Source organism: Sphingobacteruim zhuxiongii, from assembly GCF_009557615.1.
Lineage (GTDB): Bacteria > Bacteroidota > Bacteroidia > Sphingobacteriales > Sphingobacteriaceae > Sphingobacterium > Sphingobacterium zhuxiongii.
The window spans coordinates 4,143,420-4,162,637 of record NZ_CP045652.1 but is presented as its reverse complement, the minus strand read 5'-3'; the positions used below and the strand labels follow the sequence as shown (position 1 = coordinate 4,162,637).

At 39.0% G+C, this 19,218-nt stretch carries 13 protein-coding genes and 1 pseudogene; 12 read left to right on the top strand and 2 right to left on the bottom strand.

The features are described from left to right. The first annotated feature begins 3 nt into the window (after window positions 1–3). From GFH32_RS17495 to GFH32_RS17460, 8 genes are all read left to right on the top strand, one after another. Entirely contained in the window at window positions 4–510 is a 507-nt protein-coding gene (locus GFH32_RS17495) for an NADH-quinone oxidoreductase subunit J family protein (protein ID WP_153512830.1), read from the top strand. Beyond that, a complete protein-coding gene (gene nuoK, locus GFH32_RS17490) occupies window positions 503–832 on the top strand; it encodes an NADH-quinone oxidoreductase subunit NuoK (protein ID WP_153512829.1) in 330 nt (109 codons plus the stop codon). Before GFH32_RS17495 ends, nuoK begins: the two co-directional genes overlap by 8 nt. Before the next feature lie 27 nt (window positions 833–859). After that, window positions 860–2,782: an NADH-quinone oxidoreductase subunit L gene (gene nuoL / locus GFH32_RS17485; RefSeq protein ID WP_153512828.1), complete on the top strand. Its 1,923-nt coding sequence runs from the start codon at window positions 860–862 to the stop codon at window positions 2,780–2,782. A gap of 19 nt (window positions 2,783–2,801) precedes the next feature. Further along, complete coding sequence (locus tag GFH32_RS17480; protein ID WP_153512827.1) at window positions 2,802–4,250, top strand: complex I subunit 4 family protein; 1,449 nt, start codon at window positions 2,802–2,804, stop codon at window positions 4,248–4,250. A 19-nt stretch (window positions 4,251–4,269) separates the two neighbouring features. After that, window positions 4,270–5,652, top strand: a complete 1,383-nt coding sequence (locus GFH32_RS17475) for an NADH-quinone oxidoreductase subunit N (protein ID WP_153512826.1) — start codon at window positions 4,270–4,272, stop codon at window positions 5,650–5,652. Window positions 5,653–5,847: 195 nt separating this feature from the next. Beyond that, window positions 5,848–8,367: a DUF5686 and carboxypeptidase-like regulatory domain-containing protein gene (locus tag GFH32_RS17470; protein ID WP_153512825.1), complete on the top strand. Its 2,520-nt coding sequence runs from the start codon at window positions 5,848–5,850 to the stop codon at window positions 8,365–8,367. Between the two features lie 2 nt (window positions 8,368–8,369). Further along, window positions 8,370–9,140, top strand: coding sequence for an enoyl-CoA hydratase/isomerase family protein (locus GFH32_RS17465; RefSeq protein WP_153512824.1), 771 nt, complete (start codon window positions 8,370–8,372; stop codon window positions 9,138–9,140). Between the two features lie 32 nt (window positions 9,141–9,172). Further along, window positions 9,173–10,234, top strand: a complete 1,062-nt coding sequence (locus tag GFH32_RS17460) for an AI-2E family transporter (RefSeq protein ID WP_153512823.1) — start codon at window positions 9,173–9,175, stop codon at window positions 10,232–10,234. Here the strand turns inward: GFH32_RS17460 and GFH32_RS17455 are convergent. Beyond that, the gene (locus GFH32_RS17455; protein WP_153512822.1) at window positions 10,231–10,869 is read right to left on the bottom strand and encodes a 4'-phosphopantetheinyl transferase superfamily protein; all 639 of its coding nucleotides are present in this window, start codon (window positions 10,867–10,869) and stop codon (window positions 10,231–10,233) included. The two genes, GFH32_RS17460 and GFH32_RS17455, sit on opposite strands and share 4 nt — an antisense overlap. A 186-nt stretch (window positions 10,870–11,055) precedes the next feature. Here GFH32_RS17455 and dcd point away from each other — a divergent pair, with 186 nt between their 5' ends. Next, entirely contained in the window at window positions 11,056–11,592 is a 537-nt protein-coding gene (gene dcd, locus GFH32_RS17450) for a dCTP deaminase (RefSeq protein ID WP_153512821.1), read from the top strand. Between the two features lie 214 nt (window positions 11,593–11,806). On the opposite strand, the pseudogene GFH32_RS17445 reads toward dcd, so the two are convergent. Continuing rightward, window positions 11,807–13,327: pseudogene (locus tag GFH32_RS17445) on the bottom strand (IS1182 family transposase); the annotation flags it as partial. A gap of 420 nt (window positions 13,328–13,747) precedes the next feature. Between GFH32_RS17445 and GFH32_RS17440 the strand changes: the two are divergent. The 3 genes from GFH32_RS17440 to GFH32_RS17430 all read left to right on the top strand — a co-directional run bounded on the left by GFH32_RS17440 (window position 13,748) and on the right by GFH32_RS17430 (window position 19,201). Continuing rightward, window positions 13,748–14,290: a sigma-70 family RNA polymerase sigma factor gene (locus tag GFH32_RS17440; protein ID WP_153512820.1), complete on the top strand. Its 543-nt coding sequence runs from the start codon at window positions 13,748–13,750 to the stop codon at window positions 14,288–14,290. Window positions 14,291–14,373: 83 nt separating this feature from the next. Beyond that, entirely contained in the window at window positions 14,374–15,531 is a 1,158-nt protein-coding gene (locus GFH32_RS17435) for a FecR family protein (protein ID WP_153512819.1), read from the top strand. Between the two features lie 145 nt (window positions 15,532–15,676). After that, window positions 15,677–19,201 (top strand): TonB-dependent receptor, encoded by a 3,525-nt coding sequence (locus GFH32_RS17430; protein WP_153512818.1) that lies wholly within the window; start codon window positions 15,677–15,679, stop codon window positions 19,199–19,201. Window positions 19,202–19,218 lie beyond the last annotated feature (17 nt).

Here is a 19,218-nt window from a genome sequence, read left to right as displayed (position 1 = left end):
GCGATGACGATATTCTATTTTGTAGCATTCTTATCTATATTCTTTGCGTTGATGACTATCTTCACGAAGAACCCAGTACACAGTGTATTGTATTTGGTGATAACCTTTGCAACTTTTACCGTTCATTATATCTTATTGAATGCGCAGTTTTTGGCGGCAGTCAATTTTATTGTCTATATGGGCGCCATTATGGTGTTATTCCTTTTTGTACTGATGCTGTTAAATCTTAATAAAGAAACAGAGCCGATGAAGTCTAATCTCGTAAAGATTATGGGCATTGTTGCGGGGATGTGTTTAATAGTAACTTTCTTAGGAGCTTTCAGACTATTAGAAAGCAACAACGAAATGGTTCAGGGACATGAGAATATAGGATTGGTAAAAAATCTAGGGAAAGTGTTATTTAGCGATTTCCTACTTCCTTTTGAAATATCATCAATTCTGTTATTAACAGCGATGGTAGGTGCCGTATTATTAGCGAAAAAAGAAACACGAGTTAAACAGCATGGATAGTCTTATTCAAAATATGCAGGGGATACCCCTAAATCATTATTTGATTTTCTGCAGTATTATTTTTGCGATTGGAGTAACTGGTGTGCTCATCCGTCGTAATGTCATCATTATTATGATGTCAATTGAGCTCATGTTGAACTCAGTAAACTTATTATTGGCCGCTTTTTCCGCTTATCGTGGAGATCCTAGCGGGCAAGTATTCGTATTCTTTATCATGGCTTTAGCAGCGGCAGAAGTAGCTGTAGGTCTAGCTATTATCATTATGGTATATAGGAATACGAAATCGGTGGATATAGAGTCCTTAAGTAAATTAAGGTGGTAATTAGAAGCATTTAGATAGATACTAGATATGATAGAATTAATTTGGGCCATACCATTAATTCCCTTTTTAGGATTCGTGATTGTGGGATTGTTGAGAGACAAATTTCCAAATCCACTGATTTCCATAATTGGTTGCGGTGTTATCCTGATCTCGTTTTTGTTAAGCTGCGGGGTTTTCAAAGAAGTGTATGCAGCTAGACAGTTAGGCGAGGATGGGATTTTTATTAAAGAGATATTCAATTGGTTTACTGTTGGAAACTTTAGTGTAGATATTAAATTCTTGGTGGATCCTTTAAGTTCCATCATGTTGCTGATCATTACGGGGGTGGGATTCTTAATCCATTTGTATTCGGCTTGTTATATGGCTGGTGATCCAGGATTTGGAAAATACTTTGCCTATTTGAATCTGTTCGTTTTCTTCATGTTATTGTTGGTTTTAGGATCAAATTACTTGGTGATGTTTATCGGGTGGGAAGGCGTAGGACTATGTTCCTACCTCTTAATCGGTTTTTGGTATAAGAACTCCACTTATGCGAAAGCGGCGAAGAAAGCTTTTGTAATGAATAGGATTGGAGACTTAGGATTCTTAATTGCTATGTTTTTCATCTTGTTCAACTTTGGAACATTGGAATACGGAGCTGTATTTACGGAAGCGGGCAAATTACCAATGGGTGATATCACATTATTAACCATTACTTTATTGCTGTTTGTTGCTGCGACAGGTAAATCAGCACAAATACCATTATTTACATGGCTACCGGATGCGATGGCGGGACCTACACCGGTTTCGGCTTTAATACACGCTGCGACGATGGTAACAGCAGGGATTTATATGATTGCTCGCTCGAACATCATGTTTACACTTTCGCCTGTGACGATGCAGATTATCGCCATCATTGGTATCGCAACGGCATTAATAGCCGCATTTATTGCCATAACACAAAACGATATAAAGAAAGTTCTTGCTTATTCAACGGTATCTCAACTTGGTTATATGTTCTTAGGCTTAGGTGTTGGGGCATTTACAGGAGCGTTTTTCCACGTATTAACTCACGCATTCTTTAAGGCATTACTATTCTTAGGAGCAGGTTCTGTTATTCACGCGATGAGTAACGATCAAGATATGCGTTCTATGGGCGGCTTGAAGAAGTTTATGCCGATTACTTATGTAACGATGTTATTAGGTACGATTGCAATAGCAGGAATTCCTCCACTCTCGGGTTTCTTTTCTAAAGATGAGATCTTAGCACATGCTTTTGTTGCCAACCCTGTGTACTGGGTATTAGGATTATTAGGTGCTCTATGTACAGCTTTCTATATGTTTAGATTGCTTTATCTGACCTTTTTTGGTGAATTTAGAGGTACTGCGGAGCAAAAACATCACTTGCATGAATCTCCTTGGCAGATGACTGTTCCTTTAATTGTATTGGCAGTTTTATCTGTAGTTGGTGGATTGTTAAACATTCCTGAAGCCTTAGGTGGTGGACATTGGTTAGCAAACTTTTTAAGTCCAGTATTCAAACAAACAAATGCAATTGTGGAACCATTCCACATGGAACATTCGACAGAATTTATCCTAATGGGAGCTTCTGCGGTCGGCGCTATTGTGATGGCTATATTTGCTTACAACAAATACGTAAAGAAGAATGATATTCCGTTGGCGGATGCAGATGCACCATCGACAGGATTGTATAATTTATCTTATCAAAAACTATACATCGATCAAATTTACAATACCCTATTTGTTCGCCCATTAAATGCGCTATCCAAATTTTTACTGCGTATCGTTGAGCTTTCGGGCATAGACGGTATAGTGAATGGGATTGGTGATATGTTTGTCTCTTCTGGAAAAGGAATTAGACAATTACAAAGTGGACATGTTGGATTTTATATTTTCATGATGGTGATAGGTGTTATCGCAATCATGCTTTATGGATTATTTACCGTCTAGTAAAAGAATTTAGGAATCAATGGATAACCTTTTTATACTGCTGTTTTTACCGGTTTTAAGTGCTATAATCCTAGCATTTATCAAGTCATCATCTGCAAGATGGGCAGCATTGCTTTTGTCTTTAATACAACTGGGATTGACTGTCCCTTTCCTATGTAACTTTATCCCGGATGCAAGCGTACAATTCGCGCAATCATTCACGTGGATAGAAAGTTTGGGAATCAAGTTTCAAATCGGAATAGATGGAATTAGCCTACCGATGCTCATTTTGACTAATGGTTTAATTCCGCTAATCATACTCGCAAGCTTTGCGCATAACAAATCTGGTAATTTCTATGCCTTGATTTCTTTTATGCAAGCAGGCTTGGTGTTGGTATTTATTTCACTGGATGCTTTTTCATTCTACGTAGGATGGGAAGCTGCCTTAATCCCGATTTATTTTATTTGCGCATTATGGGGTGATGGAGATCGTATTCGTGTCAATTTAAAATTCTTTATCTATACGTTCTTTGGAAGTTTATTGATGCTAATTGCGATTATCTATTTATATCAACAAACCGGAACGAACGACCTTTCCTGGTCGACTTTAACGAGCCTCAAATTAACCGAGAGTGCTCAAACATGGGTTTTCTGGGCATTCTTTATCGCCTTTGCTATTAAAATTCCTTTATTTCCATTGCATACATGGCAGCCGGATACATATACTCATGCTCCAGCGGCAGGAACGATGTTGTTGTCTGGTATTATGCTTAAGATGGGTTTATTTGGTTTACTGAGATGGTTATTACCATTGGTACCCAATGCAGTTGCTCAGTACGGAACTTTAGCGATGACTCTAAGTATAATTGGGGTTGTATATGGTTCTTTAATTGCATTCAAATTGAACGACGCAAAACGTCTTATAGCATATTCTTCCATAGCGCACGTAGGTTTGATTTCAGCAGGTATATTCTCATTAACACAAGAGGGTATACAAGGTGCTATCATCCAAATGGTAAATCATGGTATTTCTGTTGTTGGATTATTCTTTGTTATAGATATTATTCAGCAGCGTACGGGCTCGAGAAACTTCGCTGACTTAGGTGGGCTAGCATCACGTATGCCGATTTTAGCTACTTGCTTTTTGATTATTATCATGGGAGCAATCGGATTACCACTAACCAATGGATTTATTGGAGAGTTCCTATTGTTAAAGGGAATCTTTGCATATCCAGTTAACGGTGTATGGTTTGCGGTATTCGGAGGGACTACACTAATTTTAGGTGCGGTTTATATGTTGCGTTTATTTCAAAAGACCATGCTTGGAAATATATCTGACAGCAATGTACAAGTAAAAGATATTAACGGAGTAGAAGTATTAGTATTAGTACTAATCGTTGCATTGGTAATTGTAATCGGTATCTTGCCGAATATGTTATTGAATATTTCAGAAGCATCGGTAAGTCAATTATTACAACAAATTAAATAGAACAAGTTAACAATATATTATGGGTGCTATTATTACGCTTTCTTTATTAGGTATTCTTATTTTGTATTTAGGCTTGTTTAAAGCAAAGAATGCATTATTACCTGTAAGTATTCTAGGACTCCTAGGAGCATTGGCGTTTGAATTATATTATTGGAATATCGAAGCGGTGACATTATATAAGGGCATGGTCTTATTTGATCATTTCGCCTTATCATTCTCTATTGTATGTATCAGCCTGACTATTCTCATTCTATTTCTGTCTAAGGAGTACTTCAATAGTTTCTCCGATAATATTGCAGAATACTACACATTAATTATCTTCTCGCTAACAGGAGCACTTCTGGTAAGTTCTTACCACAACTTTGCGATGCTGTTCATTGGGTTAGAGATTATGTCTGTCGCACTTTATATCCTTGTTGGTATTCGAAGAAAAGATAAAGCCTCGAATGAAGCGTCCTTAAAATATTTCCTTATGGGGGCATTCTCTACGGGTTTCTTATTGTTTGGAATAACCCTCATGTATGGAGCGACAGGAACCTTCGATTTAACAGCTTTAAAAGAATATATTGTAGCAAATCCAACAGGTATATCACCTTTGTTTTATGGTGGTATCTTATTAATGCTTGTTGGCTTATGTTTCAAGGTCGGTGTGGCACCTTTTCACTTTTGGACACCCGATGTATATGATGGAGCGCCTATTTTAATTACGAGCTTTATGAGTACAGTAGTGAAGATTGCTTCATTTGCTGGATTTTTACGCTTATTCAGTACGGTATTAGTACCATTGAATGAATTCTGGACGCCTATCTTGCTGACTATAGTAATTATCACTTTGTTCGTTGGAAACATATCTGCGTTGATGCAAACAAGTTTCAAGCGTATGATGGCATACTCTAGTATTTCACATGCTGGATACATGCTATTCGCGATCCTTTCCATTGGTGCAACCTCTGCGTCTGGGATTCTTACCTACGCAGTTGCTTATGGACTTTCCTCGATTATAGCCTTTGGTGCACTTATCTTGGTGAAACGTCATATCGGATCAGATCAATTTGAATCCTTTAACGGGCTCGGAAAGAAAAACCCTGGCTTAGCATTCGCAATCACAATAGCGATGTTATCGTTAGCCGGTATTCCACTAACTGCGGGCTTTATTGGTAAGTTTATGATGTTTAGTAATGTGATGAACGATTACCATACCGTATTATTAATTTTAGCAGCTATAAATGCAGCGATTGGTATATTCTACTACTTCCGAATTATTGTACATATGTACTTTATGAAATCAGAAGAAGAATCACAAGTACAACTTCCAGTCAACTTTCAATTTGTATTCGGATTGGCAGTGATCTTAACCATTGTAATTGGTATTTATCCGGACCTTATTATTCGATTAATTTAATAATCGATAGCAGATATATGCCCCGTTAGTTTACTAACGGGGCTTTTTGTTTTTGAAAATTTGCTGAAAATACCTACCTACTGGATTTTATTTTTAGGTATGTAAGTAATTGCTGTACAATTTGTCGACCTTTTCTCGTTAAATAATTTGAACTTTCACAACAAATTGTATCTTTATAAACATTCAGAGTTGATTATGCGGATTGTAAGATTACTATGTTTATTGTTCTTCGGATTATTTATTACCCTAAGCAACAATGCTGTCGTATATGCACAATCGCCGATTAGCGGAAGGGTAATAGATAAGGATACGAAGGAACCCCTTGCTGGAGCCACGATTCTTTCGATAAAAGATCAACAGGCAACATCTACAGATTCCCTTGGGCGATTTACCCTACAGCTGAAAGCTGGAGAGTATAAGGTCGAAGTGCGCGCGATGGGGTATAAAGTGTTGCATAAAACCATCAGTACGGCAGATACAGCCATAACTTTATTGATGGATGACGAAGCGAATACGCTTGAAGCCATTTCCATAACACATCGTGGAAAATATAGAAATAGAAACAATAAGGCTGTTGAACTAATTGATCTCGTTGTTAAACATAAACAGCAAAATCGATTAAAGGGAAAGGATAGTTTGTCTTTTGAGCAATACGATAAGCTCAAATTCGGAATGGTGAATCCTAAACCCATGTTCAAATTAGGGCTTTCTGACCTGAATTTTTTCTTCAATAACTTAGATACCACTCAGTATAAAGATAAGAAGCTACTCACCATCTTCATGGAAGAGAGCAACGCCAAAGTATACAACAAGAAAAATCCATCCAAGTATAAGAAATTAGTTTACAGCCAAAAGCAAACAGAGTTTGATAAGCGATATATCAACAACCACAATATCCAATCTTATTTGAACTATGTTTTTCAGCCGATTGACGTCTACGACGAGAGTATCTTTATTCTCAATAAACAGTTTTTAAGTCCTATTGCTGACAATGGGAAAGTATTCTACAAATACTACATTCTAGATACCATATTCAATAAAGAAGGTTATTTCATTCAGTTAGCTTTTGAACCTAGGAACGCTACGGATCTCTTGTTCAAAGGAAAGCTTCAAGTAAGTATGGATGGAAGCTATGCAGTAAAGAAGGCTTTTTTATCCATCGATAAAGAGGCGAATATCAACTGGGTGAATCAAGGAGAGTTGACTTTTCACTACCGCAAGAATGAAGAAGGAATCATGTTACTCGATACTGCACATGCTTTTATATCGTTTGGTACTAAACGAGGTGATGCGGTTTTTGCAGATCGCCTGAGTGTACATACTGATTATCAGTTGCCAGCAACAATCCCTGATGGCGCGTTTCAAGGGGCTCCCATCGAATTGCAACCGCAAGCAAAACTTATCGCAACAAAGCGCCCCGTCGAGCTCAGCTCTTTTGAAAAGGCAACTTATCAGAATATTGAACAACTCAATAATAAACAGAGTTTTAAGACGATGCTAGGCTTAGGCTACTTAATAGCGCAAGGTTATTACAACTTAGGCAAATTCGAGCTTGGACCGCTTGAATACTTGTATAGCAGAAATAATATTGAAGGAAATCGAATTCGTATTGGTGGTCGAACCACTCAAGATTTAACAAATAAAGCTTTTTTTGAAGGCTACTTAGCGTATGGCATGGATGACCAAAAGCTGAAGTATTATCTCCGCTCAGCGGTTTCCTTAAATGGCGAGTCTGTCGTGACTTTCCCGGCTCACTACATCGAAGGAACAGTTCAAAGCGATATTATGGAGCCTGGACAGCAATTAGCATTCTTGAAAGGAGATAGTTTTTTTCGATCGATTCGAAAAAATAGACCTACAAAGTGGTTTGATACACAGGGATATCAACTTCAGCATGTAATCGAATTTGGTAACCACTTAAGCTTAACCACAGGCTTTACCCATCAAAGTAGAAACACAGTAGGCGATTTGCGTTTGGTAAATTCAGGAAACCCTGAATTATTAGTAACGGAAGTGAATACGAATGAGGCGCATGTGGATTTAAGATGGGCACCCTATGAAAAATTCTACTATAGAAACTTAACAAGAAGGACGATCAAAGAAAAATACCCCGTTTTCAACGTTAAATATACGCGAAGTTTAGATGGCTTTTGGAATACAAGTTATGCCTATGAAAAGCTATCCCTTGCGGCTTCTAAACGGTTTTTCTTAAATCAATTGGGATTTGCCGATGTAAAATTAACAGGAGGAAAGATTTGGGGAACTTTACCTTATACACTACTTGAGATGCCGAATGTGAAGCAACCAGATGATCGACACGCAATTGATTATAGCATGATGAACCAAATGGAATTCGCAGCAGATCAATACCTGAAATTTGGCTTTTCACATGAATTGCAGGGATTTCTATTTAACAAGATTCCACTTCTTAAAAAATTAAACTTAAGGGAGATTTGGGGAGCCAATATGTTTTATGGAAAGATGAGTGATCGTAATAACCCTTATATTAGTAATGATGTCGTTGAATTTGATAAAAATAACGAAGGACAAATTTTAACACAGATTTTAAATACCGCTCCATACTGGGAAGGTTCTGTCGGAATTGACAATATCCTAAATTTTTTGAGGGTTGAGTATGTGAAACGATTAACCTACCAGGGTTTACCAAATGGGGAAAAGGAAAGAGTTAGAGTATCTATTAACATCAATTTTTAATTATGAGCTACGAAAATGTATTACTAACCCATAAAGGATTTACCACCTACGTGACGATCAATCGTGAGTCTAAACTCAACGCTTTAAATTACGATACGATTGCTGAGTTGAAAACTGTATTTACAGCATTGAAACAAGATGAGAATACACGCGGTGTAATCTTGACTGGTGCTGGGGCAAAGGCCTTCGTTGCAGGGGCAGATATTCAGGAGTTTGTAGGTAAATCGGATGAACAAGCGATGGAACTCTCCGTATTTGGACATGAACTAATGGACATGCTTGCCAATTTCCCCAAACCAATCATTGCCGCGATTAACGGATTTGCACTTGGAGGAGGGCTTGAGCTTGCTTTAGCTTGTCATATCCGCATTGCTGCTGAAACTGCAAAAATGGGATTGCCAGAAGTATCGTTAGGCTTGATTCCCGGATATGGAGGAACACAACGCCTCACGCAACTCGTAGGTCGTGGAAAAGCATTGGAAATGATTTTGACAGGGGATATGATTGATGTGAAAGATGCTTATCAATGGGGGCTAGTGAATAAAGTGGTTGCTCAAGACGAACTATTAGATGCCGCCCAAGCATTACTTGATAAGATGTATCAACGCTCGAAATCGGCTATTGCTAACGCTATTCATGCGGTAAACGCAGGAATGGAGAAAGCCATAAATGGCTATCAAATAGAGATCGAAAGTTTCGGAAAGAGCTTTGGTTCGGAAGATTTCAACGAAGGTGTATCTGCATTTCTAGAGAAAAGAAAACCAAATTTCTAATTTATTGTTACTCATAAGGTAGATCTAAATTTATGAGCAAAAATGATGTTTTCTCGCAGAAAGAGCGAAATGTGATTATCCTAATAATTGTTGTCATTTTAGGGGGTATCATCCTCTACGCGACGCGTGGCATTTTTGGAGCCTTTCTTGGTACCATGGTCATGTATACGCTTTTTCGTAACCTGAACATATTTCTGATCGAGCAATGGAACTGGCCAAAACCAGCATCTTCCATATTCCTTATTATTCTATCCATTATTATCATTGTCCTCCCTTTTGTCGGCATTGGGAAAATGCTGTTCGATAAAGCCATAGAGTTGCAACAGAATCCGCAATGGGTAAAGAAAATAATGGATGCCGTCGATCATTTTGTTGGGGATAAATTAGGGCAACCTGACTTATTGGAAAAACAACTCGAGGCAAGCTCTAGTTACCTGGGAGGCTTGTTAACCTCGACACTTGGTGGTGCTGCAAATGCCTTCCTTGTCATCACGGTTATGTATTTCATCCTGTATTTCCTATTTGTTAATTATAAGGGTTTTGAGGGGAGTTTAATCCATTACTTGCCATTCGATGACGAGAATGCTGTAGCGTTTGGAGAAGAGCTTAAAAACATCACCTACGCCAATATTATTGGCCAAACAATTATTGCGATTATTCAAGGAGCTTGTCTTGCGCTTGGTTTTTGGATTTTCGGCGCCAAGGATCCTGTTTTTTGGGGCGTTATATGTGCTATTCTATCCTTCGTTCCCTTATTAGGACCTCCCTTGATATTTGTACCTGCCGCGTTAGTTTTGTTGGCTAATGGACAGAATTGGCAAGGGATAGGACTCTTGATTTGGGGATTCGGACTGGTAATTAATATTGACAATGTACTGCGATTAATCATCGCCAAAAAGGTAGGAGATATTCATCCGATCATCACGGTCATCGGAGTTATTATTGGTATCCCGCTATTTGGGCTGATGGGATTGGTTTACGGCCCCCTACTATTAGCTTACTTTTTAATTGCTGTTCGGATTTACAAAGGGAATAAGCGCTTGTCCTTGAAAAGAGACCTTTTGCAAGATCAAGTCGATGAGCTACATAGTTAAGCGACAACGTAGCCAAGCATATATTCATTAAATCGCTCATAATAGACTTGGAAGCTGCTAATTTCACCTTCCTTATCTAGGTGTGCTGTCATTACGCCCTGCGCGGTATATACGAACGGATCAATGGTGATATTATGTAGAAAAAATACACCTTTATTTCCCTGAAGTTTGTAAACAGCCTCCTTGGCGCACCAGCATGCATAGAGTTGATTTATCTGTTCGTCGGGCTTGATAAAAGCAAGTTCTTGAGGTTTCAAAAATTTATCTTGAATACGAAGAACCTTGTCTTTAACAATCTCCAAATCGATACCACAATAGCCTTTGCTACTTAGCATCACGCCAGCATAATCGTAGGAGTGCGTTAGTGAAATTTCATAAGGGTAATCTGGAAGATAGGGTTTACCATTCGCATCCGAGGGACAATTGATATATTCCTTGGTTTGCAAGAGATAACGTAGAAGTACACGCGTAGCTAGCCAGTGCAAGGTGCGTTTACCTTTTGCCAAACTACTCAGCTTCTTTTGTTCTTGCTCATCGAGTTGTAAGTGGGCTAGCAGTTCTGCTTCACTCTCTTCAATCTTCCATAAAGCAATGCGACTCTCTTGGTCAATCTCTTTTAAATATGCTAATGCCATACTCAAATGTATAAGATTTTTAGCTTTTATACATAACAAACACTTAATTATATGGTTTCTGAAGCGATGATTTTTTAAACGTTCCTATTAAAGAATGCATTCAAAACTAGCAAGCTAAATTTGCGTGCTGTCTGCGAATAATGTATTTTTGAATCCTGCTAGCGAACAGCAGATTAGCATGCCCTTATGATATTATCAGACAAAAGAATTTTAGAAGAAATCGACAACGGTACAATTGTTATTGAGCCCTTTGATCGCAAGTGCTTAGGCACAAATTCATACGACGTTCACTTAGGTAAATACCTAGCCACATATAAGGATACCGAACTAGATGCTAAAAAGCATAATGAGATCGTTCATTTCGAAATCCCAGAAGAAGGCTTTGTACTACAACCTGGTATGCTTTATCTTGGTGTTACTTTAGAATACACAGAAACACATGGACATGTCCCATTTTTGGAAGGTAAATCAAGTACTGGACGCTTAGGGATTGATATTCATGCCACTGCAGGTAAAGGGGATGTTGGTTTTTGTAACACATGGACGCTAGAGATATCCGTTGCTCAGCCCGTTCGTGTATATGCAAGCATGCCAATAGGACAACTCATCTATTTCGTTGTAGAGGGTGATATTGAAACATTCTACAATAGCAAAGGAAATGCAAAGTATAATAACAAAACGATTCGTCCTGTGGAGAGTATGATGTGGAAGAATGCATTTTAACGCATTCATTTATTTTATATAAAGAGAACTGAAGAAGGTGTCTAAAAAGGCACCTTCTTCTGTTTTATAGCTTTTGCGATTCCATTACTGTTTTCATTTTTGAGTTTTAAGCAGTAAGTCTATATTTTGTGGTTTTAACGCTCCTGACTCCAATTTTTATCGTATATAGTGTTTTATCGCTATAACCATTTCGAAACAAGACATCGTTTGCCCACTTTTTTGCCCATTTTCTGAGGTTATGAGCAATGGCCATCAAACCGAACTCTACAGCGACTTTCTCCAGTCCTTTCATCGTGAACCGGGTAAACTTGTTGTTGCTTTTCATCTGACCGAAAACAGCTTCCACTTCTATGGGTCGCTTGCTTCGATGGTACATTCCCTCTTCTGATAGCAGTCTTTTTCGGGCTTTAGCCTTGAGCTGATCAAGCCTGTGGTTCACTTCAATAATACGATTGCCTTTTGCTTTATGGCACCCACTGCGCATTGGGCAGCCTTCGCATCGCTGAGCCTGATAACAGCTTACCCGGGCAGTATATCCATTGGTACTAACTCTGGTTGCATGACCGATATAGCTGAGCTTCTGTCCGGCCGGACATACATAATAGTCATCTTGCTGGTTGTAATACAGATTCTGTACCGAGAAAGGATCCTGTTTATGCTTGCGCTTCTGTTCCACATGAAAGTAATTGTACTTGACAAAGGCAGTTATGCCCTGTTTTTCCATCAATTCATAGTTCTGTTCACTACCATAACCGGCGTCTGCTACAAGCTGTTCGCTTTGTTTTCCGTAATGGGACTCAAAGCCTTCCAAATGTTCCGGCAGGGTTGTGGTGTCGGCAGTTGTTTGATGGATGCTGTAATGGGTGATGAACTGATCTTCGGTGCTGATTTGGGTATTATAGGCTGGCTTAAGCTGGCCATTCTTCATGTGGTCCTCTTTCATTCGCATAAACACAGCATCGGTATCGGTCTTGCTATAACTATTGCGATCTCCCAGTACTTCCAGTTGCTCTTCATATTTCTCTAGTCGAGGCAAATAGTCCTCTTCAAGTTTCTTAAGCTGCTTATCAGTAGATTTATTGGCTCCTTTGAACTTGGCATTGATCGCTTCGATCTTTTCCTTCAACCGACTGCTATCAATGGCCTTGCTAACTTCTTGATGCCCTAATGAAGATTGGTCTTGGGCGATCTGAGCCTCGATTTCCGAAAGAACCGAAGCAATGTTTGCTTCTAGCTTTACCTTATTCTTCTCGACCGATTTCTTCCAAACGAACGTATAACGACCAGCGACCGACTCGATCTTGGTGCCATCAACATATTGAACTTTCAGGCTAACATACTCCATATCATGCAGCATACGAACGATACTTGCAAACAGCTCTTGTATCTGTCCTTTAAGACGCTTTCCTCTGAAATAATTGATCGTACGATAATCAGGTGTGCTATTGCCCGAAAGCCACATGAAATGGATATTCTCTTGTAAGGCGCGCTCAATTTTTCGGCAAGAATAGATATTGCTTAAATAGGCGTAGAACAGCACCTTAATGAGCATTCTAGGGTGAAAACTAGTGGTGCCTCCGCCTTTATACTGACGGATAATATGATCTAGATCCAACTGATCAACAACCTGACTCACCAACCGAACCCGATGGTTCATTGGAATACGATCTAAAATATTCTCAGGAAATAGACTCGGACTATTGGATGGAAGCGCTTTGAATTGTATGTTTGCCATATTGTTTTTTTGGGTGCACCTTAAGATACAAAATCTTAAGGACAAAAAAACAGAAAAACCCCGCCATTTTTTAATGACGGGGTTCTTTCTTTAAGAGACCTTTTTAGACAGCCCCTTTTTTTATTGGGATATCTCGCTGTTGTAGTTAAATGTAGAATGCTGCAACGAATATTCGTTGTTGATGGGTTGAGCCACGAAGCAGGTATATAGGAAGGTCGATTGAAGTTTTAGAAAAGATAGTTTAATGTAATTCGTAGGAATACAATTTTGACGCTTTTCTAAGCTAATGTGTTTTTTTAAGCGGCCAAAATTAACTAAACAATTACTGTTATGGTCACTTGTTGGGATAAGCGTAGTCCTCGTTTGACAATGCAACTTGTATTATTTACATTTGCTTTAACCTAAATCATACTCAATGCAATGACAACCCATTTGGAAGTTCGTGTTAAGGAACTCTTCGATCAGTACTTTATTTCACTGGTCGAATTTTCATGGCATTTTGTAAAATGCCACGATACAGCCTTGGATATCGTACAAGATACTTTCGTCAAAATACTAGATAAAAATATCGCTCTACCAGATCATGAAAATGCAGTCAAGAGCTATTTATATACCGCGGTTCGAAATGCGTCATTAAACTATACAAGACATTTAAAAATCTCGGAAGCATATAACCTAGAGAATCCGATTCAGGAGGTTTCTGATGAAGATGTGTTGGATGCTATAATAAGTGCAGAAGCACTTAATAAATTATATACGGCGATACAATCCTTACCTAAAGGATGTCAAGAAGTATGTAGACTTACCTACCTTGAAGGAAAGTCTAACAGTGAAGTGGCTGAATTATGCGGGGTGTCGATTAATACGATAAAAACACAGAAGAAAAGATCGCTAGAACTTCTTCGTGGGCGGCTTTCTCCAAGCTTAGCAACGTTAAAAAATTTTATTTTACTCTTTTTTTAAGTTTTCTTTCATCCTTTTTTATTTCTGATGTGTCTTAGTCTTTAGAAGGGTAGGGAGAGAGGAATCTAGATTATGTACAACCAATGAATCAAGAACAGTTTAGAATTACTGAGCTAGTCACGCGATTTCTCACGGATGAATTATCCAACGATGAGCTCGCTGAACTTGAACGCTTTCGAGAAAGATACGCCTCTCTGGACAAATGGCTAGATGAGAAGGACTTGCGATTGAGTGAGATAGCGCAAAGAATGCCTATTTATGATGAAGTATCGAAAGAAAGTCAATGGAGCCTAATTTTAGAAAAGCAACAAGCTAAGAAGAAAGGTATTAAGACTTTTCGTTTTCGATGGTGGGCCATCGCTGCAAGTATTGTACTCATTGGTTCATTTTCAACCTTCGTGTTTATCAACAAAGCGGATAAGCATGAAAAAAAGCAGTTGGCAAAGGAAATACGGCCGATTGTTCCTGGTGAAGATAAAGCCATATTGACACTTTCTGATGGAAGAATTGTCGATTTAACAAATATTGCTGCGGATAGTTTAACAGATGGTGATATCAAGCTTTCCTTAAACGGTGCCGCGTTGGACTATCAGAAGATGCACAATGTATCTGATGAGCATCATCAGTTAAAGGTGCCCGTCGGAGGCTCGTTTAAGTTAATCTTGGCCGATGGAACAAAGGTTTGGTTAAATTCGGATTCCGAACTGGATTTTCCTGCCGCATTTCCTGGGAATGAGCGAAAAGTGCGGATGAAAGGCGAGGCATATTTTGAGATCGCCAAGGATAAGTCAAAACCATTTCGCGTAGAAGTCGAAGGGACGCAAGTTGAAGCATTAGGTACCGCCTTTAATATCAATACACATCTCTATAAAGACAGAATCAAAACGATCCTTACAGAAGGGAAAATAAAAGTTCGGAGTAATGGCAATGTGCAGGAGGTTGTTCCTGGCTATTCTGTGATAACGGGGAATGGTCAGATCGTGATGAAAGAGGCCGATACCGAAGAAGCGTTAGCATGGAAGGATGGCTACTTTTACTTTGATAGTAAAGGATTGAAAGAGGTTCTCGAGGAGGTTGCGAGGTGGTATGATGTTGATTTGAAAATACAATCGACGCTGACCAATAAGCGTTTCAAGGGTGGGATAAAAAAGAGTGCTTCGATAAAGATGGTATGTAGCGTGTTGAGCGATCTAACGGGATACCAAATAGAAATTAAAGACCGAACCTTACTGATAAAGTAAATAAAACTTAAAAGCTGAAATTATGATAAAAACCACGACTTAACCAAGAAAGGCTTAGAAACTGGAGGTACCCTCATACCCCCAGTTGAAGATCAGGCCTATCGAATGAACTAACATTTTTTTTAACCTAAATCTATTCAAAGGTATGGATAATATCTTATCAATTCAACGGTACGCATACCGTTGGCAAACGCTATTCAAAATTATCCTTGTGATGAAATTGACGATTTTAATCCTCATTTTTTGCAGTATGAATGCCCTTTCTAAAGGACTGGCACAAACTGTAACACTCCATTTGTCAAATAATTCAATGGAGTCGGCAATAAGCTCCATAAAAAAGCAGACAGGCTATCGTTTTATTTATCAAGACGAGCTGTTAAAGAACAGTAAAAGAGTTAGCCTTCATGTGACGGATGCACCACTGAAGGTCGTCCTCGATAAGTTGCTTGAAGGGCAGCCTTTGACCTATTCTGTTTATGAAGGAACGATTGTTTTAAAAAAGGGCGCTCCTAAAGTAACGGAGACTGTACCTGTTGAAGTTGTTCAGCAAAAACTCGCGGGAAGGGTTAGTTCTCAAGCTGGAGAAGGCTTGGCTGCGGTAACCATACGAAATTTAACGAACGGCAACACATTAACGACGGATCAAAATGGAGATTTTGAGCTTGAAAATGTGCGCCTCGACGATGAGCTTCAGTTTTCCCTAATAGGGTATACAACCGTAAAAATTACCGTTAAGGATTACGGTAGGAAAAATATTACGCTACAAGATGCAGAACAACAAGTGGACGAAGTCGTTGTTGTGGGATACGGTACCCAGAAGAAGGTAAATCTGACTGGTGCAATCGACGTGGTCGGTAAGGAAGAATTAGCAAATAGACCGGCAGCAAACATTTCTATGTTAATTCAAGGAGCTGCGCCAAGTACGAATATCTCCTTGAATAGCCTTGGAGGTGAACCTGGTGCCACACAGAAATGGCAAATTCGTGGTGTAGGTTCTATTTCTGGAAATACAACTCCCCTGATCTTAGTCGATGGGGTAGAATCCAATATTAACTTAGTAGATCCAGAAAATGTAGAGAGTATTTCAATTCTAAAGGACGCCTCTGCATCTGCTGTTTATGGATCGCGTGCCGCTTTTGGTGTTGTTTTGATTACGACTAAGAAAGGTGCTAAGAATCAACCGACACGTATTGAATACAGTAACAATATTTCCGCCAATGTGCCGATTTATGTTCCAAATATGGAGAGTTCTTTGGTTTATGCAACCGCCTTTAATCAGGCAGCTGTTAATGCAGGCATTACCCCAACTTTCGGACAGGAGCAATTGGATCGAATTAAAGGATATATAGACGGAACGTATTTAACTGAATATGATCCGAACAAACCACCTTATAACCTTTGGCGTGGTCGTTGGGACGGAAACGCAAACTATAATTGGACGCGCGAATACTACAAAAAGTCGTTTTTGCAACAAAAGCATAATATTAACCTGAGTGGTGGAAGTGATAAAAACCAGTTTTATGTAAGTACAGGTTTATATGATCAACCGGGAGCAGCAACATGGGGAAATGATGGTTATAAACGCTATAATATCTTAGCGAATGTAAACTCTCAAGTGGCGGACTGGCTATCTTTTAGCTTTAGTTCGAGATACGGAAGAAGTAACAATAACCTGCCATTAGGAATGGTTGGATTGGAACGTACTTATACTTGGTCTCAATTTATAAATTTTTGGCCAACCATGCCGATGCATAATATCGATGGCAGCGTTTCCAATCCTTTAGTGTTGGTATTAGATAAAGGTGGCAGAATCTTAACGGAAGACCACGATCTATGGATGAACCTAGGAGCAGAAGTTGAACCTATTAAAGGATGGAAAACCAATTTTTCATACAAGTACAATTATCGTTGGGGCTCTAATACGCAAAATCCGCTACCGGTTCCTGTGCCAATTCCAAATGGCGCGACTGGAAATATCGGAGAAGCAGCCTCAGGATACCGTTCTTCTCTTCATCAGGCGCAGTATAACTTGTTGAGCATATTTACTTCTTATGAGCGAAATATTGGTTCGCATTATATTAAAGGTTTGATCGGTTACGAAGAGGATTTAGACAAGTCCAAAGGCTTATATGGATATAAACGGAACTTGATTTCAGATCAAGTAGCTTCAATCAGTACAGCTACTGGTGATTTTACTTTGGATGATTCCATGGAACATTGGGCAACCCAAGGTGTTTTCGGACGATTAAACTACAACTTTAAAGAAAAATATCTTTTAGAGTTGAGTGCTCGTTATGATGGCTCTTCGCGTTTTGCACCAGAAAAAAGATGGGGATTTTTCCCTTCCTTCTCGGCAGGATATAACATCTCGAAAGAAGAGTTTTGGGAGCCAATAAGACCATATTTAAGCTTCTTTAAGCTTAGAGGATCATACGGAGCTTTAGGGAATCAAAATGTGGTCAATTATCAATATTTGCCTACGATCCCAATTCGATACCGAAGAATTACGGATAATTCAACCAATCCAGGCTACCTTATTGGTAATGAAATTCCTTTGTATGCTTCGGCTCCAGGCTTGTTAAGTCCTGATTTAACTTGGGAAAAAATTACAACGCTTGATATTGGGGCGGAAGGCTCCCTGCTTTCAGGTCGATTAGATTTTGTCTTTGACTGGTACAATCGAGTTACTTCGGATATGTTAGGGCCAACAGCACAGCTTCCTGGAACGCTAGGCGCAACCTTGCCTCAAAGTAATAATGCGAAACTTTCGACAAAAGGTTATGAATTGAGTTTAGGATGGAACGATAAAATATCCGAAAATTTGGGTTATAATTTGAAAGCAAGTTTCTCAGATAACAAGACTAAAATATTAGAATACTATAACCAGACGGGGCTTGTGCATAGTTGGTATTCAGGAAAAGAATATGGCGAGGTATGGGGATTGACAACTGACCGTATTATGCAGTCAGCAGGTGAAAGTATGCCGGATCAATCTTTTTATCACAACAAGTGGGGTCCAGGTGATATGATCTATAAGGACCTAAATGCAGATGGTAAAATCAACGAAGGTGATCGAACATTAAGCAATCATGGTGATTTGTCGATTATAGCAAACACGGCACCTAGATACTTTTATTCGGTATCTGCGGGATTGACATGGAAAGGTTTTGACTTCAATATGTTCTGGCAAGGCGTTGGAAAGCGTGATTTTCTGCCGAACACAACCTCCGAGTATTTTTGGGGTCTGATGGCTGCACCGGCAAATTCTGGTATTTTTCAAGACGGGAAAATGTTAGATTATTGGCGTCCTGCTGATGAGACAAATATGTTTGGACCAAATACGGACTCTTATTTTCCGAAACCTTATTTTTCTGCTGAACGAAATAAGAACACACAGGACCAAAGTCGTTATGTGTTGAATGCTTCTTATATACGATTGAAGAATCTTCAAATCGGCTATTCATTACCTAAAAATATGCTGGAAAAAGTTTACGTGAGTCGTGCACGAGTTTATTTCTCGGCAGAAAACTTACTGACATTTTCTACACTTCCGAAACTCTATGAGCCAGAGACGGCAGTGGCTTCAAATCCTCGCGATGGTGGAGTGGATATGGGTGAGATTTACCCAATTAATCAGATGTTTTCTTTTGGGATAAATCTTACATTTTAGAATCGATTAATCTGAAT